8 protein-coding genes are annotated in these 9,963 nt (G+C 60.7%); all 8 read right to left on the reverse strand.

All coding sequences use genetic code 11. From position 1 onward, the window contains the following. Positions 1-30 precede the first annotated feature (30 nt). On the reverse strand, positions 31-2,184 hold the full coding sequence (locus tag ACMWKK_RS22765) for a carbon starvation CstA family protein (protein WP_032643943.1): 2,154 nt from the start codon (positions 2,182-2,184) through the stop codon (positions 31-33). A 191-nt stretch (positions 2,185-2,375) separates the two neighbouring features. Continuing rightward, positions 2,376-3,293 carry a helix-turn-helix transcriptional regulator gene (locus tag ACMWKK_RS22770; protein WP_112781595.1) on the reverse strand — a complete coding sequence of 306 codons (918 nt, stop codon included), beginning with the start codon at positions 3,291-3,293 and terminating at the stop codon, positions 2,376-2,378. A gap of 177 nt (positions 3,294-3,470) precedes the next feature. Then, a complete protein-coding gene (locus tag ACMWKK_RS22775; protein WP_045327528.1) occupies positions 3,471-3,983 on the reverse strand; it encodes a 4-hydroxyphenylacetate 3-monooxygenase reductase subunit in 513 nt (170 codons plus the stop codon). Positions 3,984-4,000: 17 nt separating this feature from the next. Further along, on the reverse strand, positions 4,001-5,563 hold the full coding sequence (gene hpaB, locus ACMWKK_RS22780) for a 4-hydroxyphenylacetate 3-monooxygenase, oxygenase component (RefSeq protein ID WP_033144556.1): 1,563 nt from the start codon (positions 5,561-5,563) through the stop codon (positions 4,001-4,003). A gap of 195 nt (positions 5,564-5,758) precedes the next feature. After that, entirely contained in the window at positions 5,759-6,649 is an 891-nt protein-coding gene (gene hpaA, locus ACMWKK_RS22785) for a 4-hydroxyphenylacetate catabolism regulatory protein HpaA (protein ID WP_045327532.1), read from the reverse strand. Continuing rightward, the gene (gene hpaX / locus ACMWKK_RS22790) at positions 6,621-7,973 is read right to left on the reverse strand and encodes a 4-hydroxyphenylacetate permease (RefSeq protein ID WP_112781596.1); all 1,353 of its coding nucleotides are present in this window, start codon (positions 7,971-7,973) and stop codon (positions 6,621-6,623) included. Before hpaX ends, hpaA begins: the two co-directional genes overlap by 29 nt. A 21-nt stretch (positions 7,974-7,994) precedes the next feature. After that, positions 7,995-8,792 carry a 4-hydroxy-2-oxoheptanedioate aldolase gene (gene hpaI, locus ACMWKK_RS22795; RefSeq protein WP_112781597.1) on the reverse strand — a complete coding sequence of 266 codons (798 nt, stop codon included), beginning with the start codon at positions 8,790-8,792 and terminating at the stop codon, positions 7,995-7,997. 10 nt (positions 8,793-8,802) lie between these two features. Beyond that, entirely contained in the window at positions 8,803-9,606 is an 804-nt protein-coding gene (hpaH, locus tag ACMWKK_RS22800; RefSeq protein ID WP_024908290.1) for a 2-oxo-hept-4-ene-1,7-dioate hydratase, read from the reverse strand. Between the last annotated feature and the right edge of the window lie 357 nt (positions 9,607-9,963).

Here is a 9,963-nt window from a genome sequence, read left to right on the forward strand (position 1 = left end):
CGGGTCAGCGCAGCGCCACCCGCCATTGTTTTAGTGGTGTGAAGAGGTCTTCACGCCGCCTTCCGGCACCGGCACGTACGGGGTTTCTTTATCCGTACGACCGTCGGCGTTACGCACCTTCAGCCAGGTCTTAATGCCGTAGAAGATGATGCTGTACACCACCACCAGGAACAGAATGCTCAGACCCGCGTTGGTGTAGTTGTTCACCACGATATGGTTCATGTTGGCAATCTGCTGGGCAGTCAGGTCTGCGCCGCCTGCGGCAATCTTCTCTTTGTACTGGTTAGCCATGAAGAAGAAGCCTTCCAGCTGCGGGTTGGCGCTGAACAGCTTCAGGCCAAGCGCCCAGGTGGTGCAGAGCAGCAGCCACAGCGCAGGGACCACGGTGACCCAGATGTATTTGGTGCGCTTCATCTTCACGAGGACGACGGTGCCCAGCACCAGCGCCACGGCGGCCAGCATCTGGTTAGAGATACCGAACAGCGGCCACAGGCTCTTCACGCCGCCCAGCGGGTCGACAACGCCCTGGTACAGCAGGTAACCCCACAGGCCGACGCAGCCCGCGGTACCCAGAATGCCCGCCACCAGAGAGTCGGTTTTCTTGAGGAACGGCACGAAGTTACCGAGCAGGTCCTGCAGCATGAAGCGGCCCGCACGGGTACCGGCATCCAGCGCGGTCAGGATGAACAGCGCTTCGAACAGAATACCGAAGTGGTACCAGAAACCCATGTCCGCCCACGGCAGCACCTTGTGGAACACGTGTGCGATACCGACGGCCAGCGTCGGCGCACCACCGGCGCGGTTCAGCACGGACGGTTCACCGATATCCTTCGCGGTCTGCATGATCTGCTCAGGCGAAATCACGAAGCCCCAGGAGCTGACGGTCGCCGCCGCGTGCGCGCTGGCGTCCTTCAGCTGGGCCATGATCATCGCCGCGTTGTCGCCGCCCATTTCGTGCAGGTTTGGCATGGTAATGCCGAGGCCCGCCGGAGGGGTGTTCATCGCGAAGTACAGGCCCGGTTCGATGATGGACGCGGCAACCAGCGCCATGATCGCCACGAAGGACTCCATCAGCATCGCGCCGTAGCCGATGAGACGCGCGTCTTTCTCGTTCGCCAGCAGCTTAGGCGTGGTGCCGGACGCAATCAGGGCGTGGAAGCCGGAGACCGCACCGCAGGCGATGGTGATGAACAGGAACGGGAACAGGGCGCCTTTCCACAGCGGGCCGGTACCGTCGATGTACTGCGTTACCGCAGGCATTTTCAGATCCGGGTTGATCACCAGGATGCCGATCGCCAGACCGACGATCACGCCGATTTTAAGGAAGGTCGCCAGGTAGTCGCGCGGGGCCAGAATCAGCCAGACCGGCAGCAGCGCGGAAATAAACGCATAGCCAATCAGCGCGAAGGTGATGGTGGTGTCCTTGAAGGTCAGCGCCGGGCCCCAGTACGGGTCGTGCGCAATCACGCCGCCGAAGTAGATGGAGGCCACCAGCAGCACGATACCAATCACCGACACTTCACCCACGCGGCCCGGACGCAGGAATCGCATGTAGATCCCCATGAACAGCGCAATCGGCACGGTTGAGCAGACGGTGAAGACACCCCACGGGCTTTCGGCCAGCGCTTTCACCACGATCAGGGCCAGCACCGCGAGGATGATGATCATGATCAGGAAGCAGCCGAACAGGGCAATAGTCCCCGGCACGCGGCCCATCTCCTCTTTAACCATCTCACCCAGAGAGGCGCCGTTACGGCGAGACGAGATAAACAGCACCATAAAGTCCTGCACCGCACCCGCCAGCACCACGCCCGCCAGTAGCCAGAGCGTACCCGGCAGGTAGCCCATCTGCGCGGCCAGCACCGGGCCCACCAGCGGGCCTGCACCGGCGATAGCGGCAAAGTGGTGGCCAAACAGCACGTAGCGGTTGGTTGGCACGTAGTTCAGGCCGTCATTGTTAATGACCGCCGGGGTGGCGCGCGTCGGGTCGAGCTTCATGACCTTCTGCGCGATGTATAAGCTGTAGTAGCGATAAGCCACAAGATAGACGGAAACCGACGCGACCACGATCCACAGGGCGCTTACGTGTTCGCCCCGGCGTAATGCGACAACCGCCAGACAAAAAGCGCCGAGGATCCCGAGTAAGGCCCAGGGCACGTGCTTCAGTAGTTTTTTAGTATCCATAGTAAGACCTGGTTTTTTATGTAAAGAAAAAAGGGTCAGGGTTCGTTGTGAGGAGGTATTGATTAATGCTGGAGCGATCGTGCCAGTTCCGCGCGCGCGTAAAGGACGGTAAATGAATGAGTGGTTGAAAGTGCAAGGTGAGCGGTCAAAGGGGGCGACGAGCGGTTCCGTCTCGCCGCCGGTGGGCGAAATTATGTGATTGAGATCACCTGGTTAGCCGGGCTACGCTCCACGGCCAGATAGCTCTCCAGGGTCCTGATGAGCTTCTCCTTCAGCCAGCTCGGTTCCAGAATCTGAATATGGGGCAGCCAGTAGAACAGCAGCGGCAGGATCTGGTTCTCGTGGGCCGCCCGGCAGCGCAGCGTGACGCCGCCCTGTTGCTCCTCCAGCAGCTCCTGTTCCGGCAGAAGATCGCGGCGCAGGAAGTAATGTGAAATATTATCCTTGATGAATATTTTCACCGAGAAAGTATCTTCAGACACCCAGGGGTCGAGGCTTTTTTCCAGCAGCTCAAGGACATTTTCTTCCGGGGTGAAGGTCGGTTTCTGAATATCAAACCAGCTAATCTGGCTCAGGGAGAAGGATTTCAGGCGGCTATTTTCGGTGGCTTGTAAATACCATATATTTTTTTTGTTAATGAGTTTATAGGGATTAATCAGGCGGGTTTTGCCCTTATAAACAATCTGACAAACATTATGGTTTTTAATCGATTTCTCAATCTTTGATAAATGACGGCGAATATCACGTTGCACCGTGTGTTCGGCTTCATTCGCAAGAATAAGAATATGGTTTTCGTCAACGCGCGCTTCAAGCTTCTGCCAGAATTCCGTATTTCGTTCAGGGAAAAAGCTATCAGCATTCAGGAAGTTAGCAAGGGTGTGATGCAGGCCTTGTCCGCCGGGCGATTGTGCCGAATGGATGAGCCGATATAGCCCATTACCGGTATGTTCAACAATAGGAGAGAGGGCGTTTAAATCCCGGTAAACGGTACGCTCGGTAATTTTAAATTTCTCCATTAGCACGCTGCGGTTTACCACACCGTTTAAATGTAGCTCAAGGAGAATATCGACCAGACGTTCAGCCGAGCGGCTCCGCGTCGTTTTAGCCATAAGGTCATCCTGTATATTAGGTATGCGCTGAATGATGCGGGGGCACTGACGGGTGGCGTCAGTATTCAGTCACAGAAAATTTCTCTTATGGTTATATAACGGCGTGATTTAGCGGAAACCTTAGGATTTTTTGCAGAAAGCGGCGCTGGCCGGATAAAAGACCAGCGCGCGGGGGGATCAGACGGCGGCTTCCGCCTCCAGCATGACCGGGTGGAAACGGCGCTTAAAGTAGATCAGGCCGTGTCCCGCGTCACTCAGGATGATGTTTTTAATTTCAACAAGATAAACCAGATGCGTGCCGATGGTTTGCACCTGGCTAATCTCGCCTTCAAGGCTGGCGAGCGCGCCCTTGAGCACCGGCTGCGCCAGCGGGCCTTTCTGCCAGCCGGAGAGGGCAAAGCGCTCGTCCATCGCCATACCGGTCATCCCGGCGAAGTGGCGCGCCACGATCTCCTGCTCGTGATTCAGCACGTTAACGCACAGCCTGCCGTTGCCCTGAAAGACCGGGTTCATGGCGCTGCTGGCGTTGATGCACACCATCACCGACGGCGGGGTATCCGTGACCGAGCAGACGGCGGTGGCGGTGATGCCGCAGCGGCCCGCCTCGCCCTCGGTAGTGACCACATTGACCGCAGCCGACAGGCTACTCATTGCGTCGCGAAAACGCAGGCGTTGTTCATCTAATTGCATTGCAACCTCCCGCTGCGCTATTTCAGCAGCTTATCCAGCATGTTGATATCGCTGTTGTTGTGCAGGTGCGGCACCGTCCAGCCGTGTTGGTCGTATTCGGACATGCAGCGGTCGACCATCGCCATCATCTTGTCCATGTTGCCGGAGCTCTGCGCCTGGCGCAGGCACTGCAGGCGAATTTCGTCCTGGCTGCCGGAGTAGTTAATTTCGTACAGCTCGTGACGGCCGCCAAATTCGCTGCCGATGGCATCCCACATCAGCTTCAAAATCTTGATGCGTTCGACGTGATCCATGCCGTTGGAGCCGCGCACGTATTTCGCCAGATACTGGTCGATCTGCGGGTTGTTCAGATCCCGGGCGCTGGACGGCAGGTAGATCAGCCCGGAGGTGACGTTACGTTCGATGATGTTCTTGATCTTCGCGTAGGCCATCGGCGCCATCACGCGGTAGGTTTGCAGCGCGGCGTGATCCGGCAGATACGCCCCGTTGACCCACGGCGTGGCTTCGGAGCACATGGAGTCGCTCAGCGCCCAGAACATGTTGCGCCAGGCCACCACTTCGCCGAGATCCGCCTGCACGCCGCGGAACTCCAGGGTGCCGGTGCACTCCAGGGATTTCTTCAGCAGGGCGGTGATGAAGTCGAGCTTCACCGCCAGGCGCACGCAGGCCTGCAGCGGGTACATGCGGGCGAAACCGCCCTCCATCGTCCAGCGACGGCAGCGGTCGAAATCGCGGTAGATCAGCACGTTTTCCCACGGGATCAGCACATGATCCATCACCAGGATCGCGTCGTTCTCGTCGAAGCGGCTGGAGAGCGGGTAGTCATAAGGGGATCCGGTTGCGCCCGCCACCATCTCGTAGGAGGCGCGGGAGATCAGCTTCACGCCCTCGGCATCCATCGGCGCGACGAACATCAGCGCGAAGTCCGGGTTTTCGCCCATCACCTGCGCGGAGCCGAAGCCGATCATGTTGTAGTGGGTTAGCGCCGAGTTGGTGGCCACCACTTTCGCGCCGCTGACGATTATCCCGGCGTCGGTCTCTTTCTCCAGCTTGATGTAGACGTCCTTTACCTCATCCGCCGGCTTGTGGCGGTCGATCGGCGGGTTCACGATGGCGTGGTTGAAGTACAGGCCGGTTTCCTGGATGCGGGTGTACCAGTTCCGGGCGTTCTGCTCGAACTGGCCGTAGAACGCCGGGTTGGCGCCCAGCGCACAACCGAACGCGGCCTTGTAGTCCGGCGTGCGGCCCATCCAGCCGTAGCTCAGGCGCGACCACTCGGCGATGGCGTCCCGCTGCTGGCGCAGGTCGTCAGCGCTTTTCGCCACGCGGAAGAACTTGTGGGTATAGCCGCCGCTGCCGGTGTCGGTGCCCCAGCACAGCGTGTCCTGCATTTCCGGCTTGTGCAGCGCGTCGTACATCTGCGCGATGGAGGCCGCCGCGTTGCGAAACGCCGGGTGGGTGGTGACGTCTTTGACGCGCTCGCCGTAGATATAAATCTCGCGACCGTCCTGCAGGCTTTTTAAATACTCTTCGCCGGTTAACGGACGTTTGGCATCAGCGCGGAAATCTTCAGGCTTCATAGGGACCTCGTATCGGAATTGTGATGTTAAATTTATGTTTTGTTTTTGTTGTTTAATTGAAGCCTGAGAGGGGCAGGACGTGAAGGGACGATTGGGACAACGGCGGGTACTTTTCGGGCGGGATGGGGTTTTGTGATCTGTGCGGCTTTTTGGCGGGTGGCGCTGCGCTTACCCGCCCTACGAACCGTGATGCGTTCAGGAAACCGGTACTTTCTGCGCCCGATAGGCGCTCGGCGAGCACCCTACTAAGCGATTAAAAAAGCGGGCGAAATAGGCCGGATCCTTAAACCCCAGCTGCCAGGCAATCTCGCTGACCGCGCTGTCGGAAAAGAGCAGCAGCCGCCTGGCTTCCCGCAGCTGGCGGTCGAAGATCAGCCGCTTCGGCGGGCGGTTAGCGAAGCGGCGGCAGATATCGGTCAGGCGGGATTCGGTCAGGTGCAGCTCGCTGGCGTATTCCGGCACCGTCCAGTGCTGATGGTAGTGGGTGTCGATAAGCTGGGTAAAGCGCTGGAACAGCTTCAGCTCGCCGCGCATGCCGCCTGATGCATGGTCGTCGAGCTTCGCGTTGCGCAGCAGCAGGGTAAACACCGCCTGCGCCAGCAGGACCAGGGTGTGCTCGCGTCCCGGCAGCTGTTCCGTGGACTCACGGGCAATCAGCTGCCAGTAGTGCTTCAGCGCCGCCAGCTCGTCCGGCTTATCCGCCAGCGAGAGGCAGATCCCCGGCAGGCCAAACGCTTCCCGGGTGCCGGGGTAGAGCACCTCCAGCAGCGGCCAGATCAGATCCTCGCGCACCGTCAGCACGTGCCCGTCGCTGTCGGATTCGGTGATAAACGCGTGCGGCACCGACGGCGGCGTGAGGACGAACAGCGGGGCCTGCACCGAGTAGCGGTGATCGTCGAGCTGGAGCTCAATCTGTCCGGTATCGAGAAAGTGCATCTGAAAGTACTGGTCGTGACGATGCGCCTGCATGTCGCGGCCAAAAAAGGCCGCCATGCGCGCGAACGACTGGTAGTGCACGTCGTCGGTGCCCAGGCTTTCGTCGTACTCCCTGCTGATATCAATGTTGGCGATAGGGCTCTGGCACACGGTCGTTCCTCTGTTGATCCCGCTGCGTCATCGGAATGCGCGTCAGCACCAGCGCGCCGACCACCAGCAGCCCGGCCACAAACCACAGCCCGGAGCTGAAGCTGCCGGTCGCGTCGCGCAGAATGCCGATCAGCAGCGGGCTGACGGCGGATCCCACGTTGCCGATGGCGTTGATCACCGCCAGCGCCACCGCCCGGGAATGCAGGCTAATGACCCGATCCGGCGTGGTCCAGAATATCGCCATGGCGGTAAACGATCCGGTTGAGGCCATGACGATGCCAAGCAGCTGGATCAGGCTGTGATCGGTGGCGGAGGCCAGCATCCATCCCGCCGCGGCGAACAGGTACGGCAGGATGGTGTGCTTTTTTCGCTCTTTCAGCCTGTCGGAGCGGCGGCTCCACCAGATCATCCCGAGAATGGTGCAGAACTGCGGGATCGCCGCCAGCAGGCCGATGACGATATTGCTGCTCCCGGTGTTAAAGCTCTGCAGGATCTGCGGCGTCCAGATGTTGATGGCGCTCAGCGTGTTGGTCAGGCAGAAGTAGGCCAGCGTGTAGAGCAGCACCGCCGGAGTCAGCACCTCACGGAGCGTCGAGCGCGGCGTGACGGATTGGGCAATAGTGACTTCCTGCTCGCGGGCGATCATCGTTTTCAGCGCCTGCTTTTCGTTATCGTCCAGCCAGGTGGCCCGATCCGGCGTGTCGTTAAGGTAGAACCAGGTCACCACGCCGAGCACCACCGACGGCAGCCCTTCCAGCAGGAACAGCCACTGCCAGCCCTTCAGGCTCCACAGCCCGTCCATCGCCAGAATGTACCCGGAGAGGATCGAGCCGAGCATCATGGTGACCGGCATGGCGATCATAAACAGCGCGTTGGCGCGGGCGCGGTGATAGGCCGGGAACCACCAGGTGAGATAGACCAGGATCCCCGGCAGGAAGCCGGCTTCGGCAATGCCCACCAGCATGCGCAGCACGTAGAGGGTTTCAGGGCTGGTGGCGAACATGGTGCAGGTGGAGGCGATGCCCCACACCACCATGATCCCGGCGATCCAGCGCCGCGCGCCGATCTTCGCCAGCATGATGTTGCTCGGGATCCCGCACAGCACGTAGGTGACGTAAAACAGCGTCGCGGCCAGGCCGAACATGGTGGAGGTCAGGCCCAGATCTTTACCCATCGTCAGCCCGGCAAAGCCGATGTTGATGCGGTCGAGAAACGAGAAGACAAACAGGATGAAGAGAAAGACGATCAGGCGTCGGAACAGCTTGTTAATGGCGCGTTGTTCAACAGCTTTATTATCATGTGTTTGCAGGGTAGAGGTCGTCATGGTGCGCTCCAGATCTTACGTTTAGTAGACGGATTTATTGTTATTAACTGACGTAACCGGGTTTTCGATAAAGCGTGCCGCCAGCGCTTCCGCGCCGCGGGCGAGCAGGGTGGTGTCAACGCCGACGGCGACAAACAGCGCGCCGAGTTCAAGATAGCGTTTCGCCAGCTGCTCGTTCGCCATCAGGATGCCGGGCGCTTTGCCCGCGCTGAGGATCTGCGCGATCGCCTGCTCGATGGCGGCCTGCACCTCCGGGTGCTGCGGATTGCCGGCAAAGCCCATGTCGGCGCTCAGATCCGCCGGGCCGATAAACACGCCGTCGACGCCTTCCACGTCGAGGATCTGCGGCAGGTTTTTCAGCGCCTCGCGGGTTTCAATCTGCACCAGCACGCACATGGCGTCGTTGGCCTGCTGGAGGTAATCCGGTATGCGGTTCCAGCGCGACGCGCGAGCCAGCGCGCTGCCCACCCCGCGAATGCCCGCAGGCGGGTAGCGGGTGGCGCGTACCGCCAGCCGCGCCTCGTCGGCGTTTTGCACCATCGGCACCAGCAGGGTTTGCGCGCCGACGTCCAGCAGCTGTTTGATCTGCACCGGGTCGTTCCACGACGGGCGCACCACCGGCTGGCTCGGATAAGGGGCGATGGCCTGCAGCTGGGTTAAGACGGTTTGCACGCTGTTCGGCGCGTGCTCGCCGTCGATAAGCAGCCAGTCGAAGCCTGCTCCCGCCAGCAGCTCGGCGCTGTAGCTGCTGGTGAGCCCCAGCCACAGGCCGATTTGCGGACGGCCCGCCTTCAGCGCCGCTTTAAATGCGTTTTGCATGTTGTCTCTCCTAAACAAAGCGGCAGCTGATGGAGCCCATGTTGCCGTAGTCGACGTGGAAGGTGTCGCCTCTGCTGGCGGGCACCGGGCGGGTAAACGAGCCGCCGAGGATGATCTGCCCCGGCTCAAGCTGCACGTCGTACGGCGCCAGCTTGTTGGCCAGCCACGCGACGCCGTTCGCCGGGTGGTTCAGGACGCCTGCGGCCACGCCGGTCTCCTCGATTACGCCGTTGCGGTAGAGCAGGGCGGAGATCCAGCGCAGGTCCAGCTCGTCGGGCTTAATCGGACGGCCGCCGAGGATCACGCCCGCGTTGGCGGCGTTATCGGAGATGGTGTCGAAGACCTTGCGCGGGCGCTGGGTCTCCGGGTCAACGTTGTGGCAGCGGGCGTCGATCAGCTCCAGCGCGGGGATGACGTAGTCCGTGGCGTTGTAGACGTCGAAGATCGTGCAGTTTGGGCCGCGCAGCGGTTTTGCCAGCACGAACGCCAGCTCCACTTCAATGCGCGGGACGATGAAGCGGTCGACGGGGATGTCGCTGCCGTCGTGGAAGAACATGTCGTCCAGCAGCGCGCCGTAGTCCGGCTCGCTAATCTGCGAGCTGGCCTGCATCGCTTTGGAGGTCAGGCCGATCTTGTGGCCCTTCAGCACGCGGCCTTCGGCGATTTTCAGGCTGACCCATTCGCGCTGGACGGCGTAGGCGTCTTCAATCGTAATCTCCGGGTAATCCAGCGAGATCGCGCGGATCTGCTCCCGGGATTGTTCCGCCTGATGCAGACGATGGGCGATCAGGGTGTGGGTGTGTTTATCGAGCATGGCGATATCCTGTTTTTGCCGGGTGGCTTTGCTTACCCGGCCTACGGTTCGGTACTGCTGTTGCCGGGTGGCGCTGCGCTTACCCGGCCTACGGTTCGGTGCTGCTGTTGCCGGGTGGCGCTTCGCTTACCCGGCCTACGGTTCGGTGCTGCTGTTGCCGGGTGGCGCTTTGCTTGCCCGGCCTACGGTTCGGTGCTGCTGTTGCCGGGTGGCGCTTTGCTTACCCGGCCTACGGTTCGGTGCTGCTGTTGCCGGGTGGCGCTGCGCTTACTCGGCCTACGGTTCGGTGCTGCTGTTGCCGGGTGGCGCTTTGCTTACCCGGCCTGCGTTCGGGGCCGTTGTAGGCCCGGTAAGCAC

The sequence above is a fragment of the Enterobacter sp. 01-M-03-SI-ECC genome (genome assembly GCF_047530215.1).
In the GTDB taxonomy this organism is placed as follows: domain Bacteria; phylum Pseudomonadota; class Gammaproteobacteria; order Enterobacterales; family Enterobacteriaceae; genus Enterobacter; species Enterobacter chengduensis.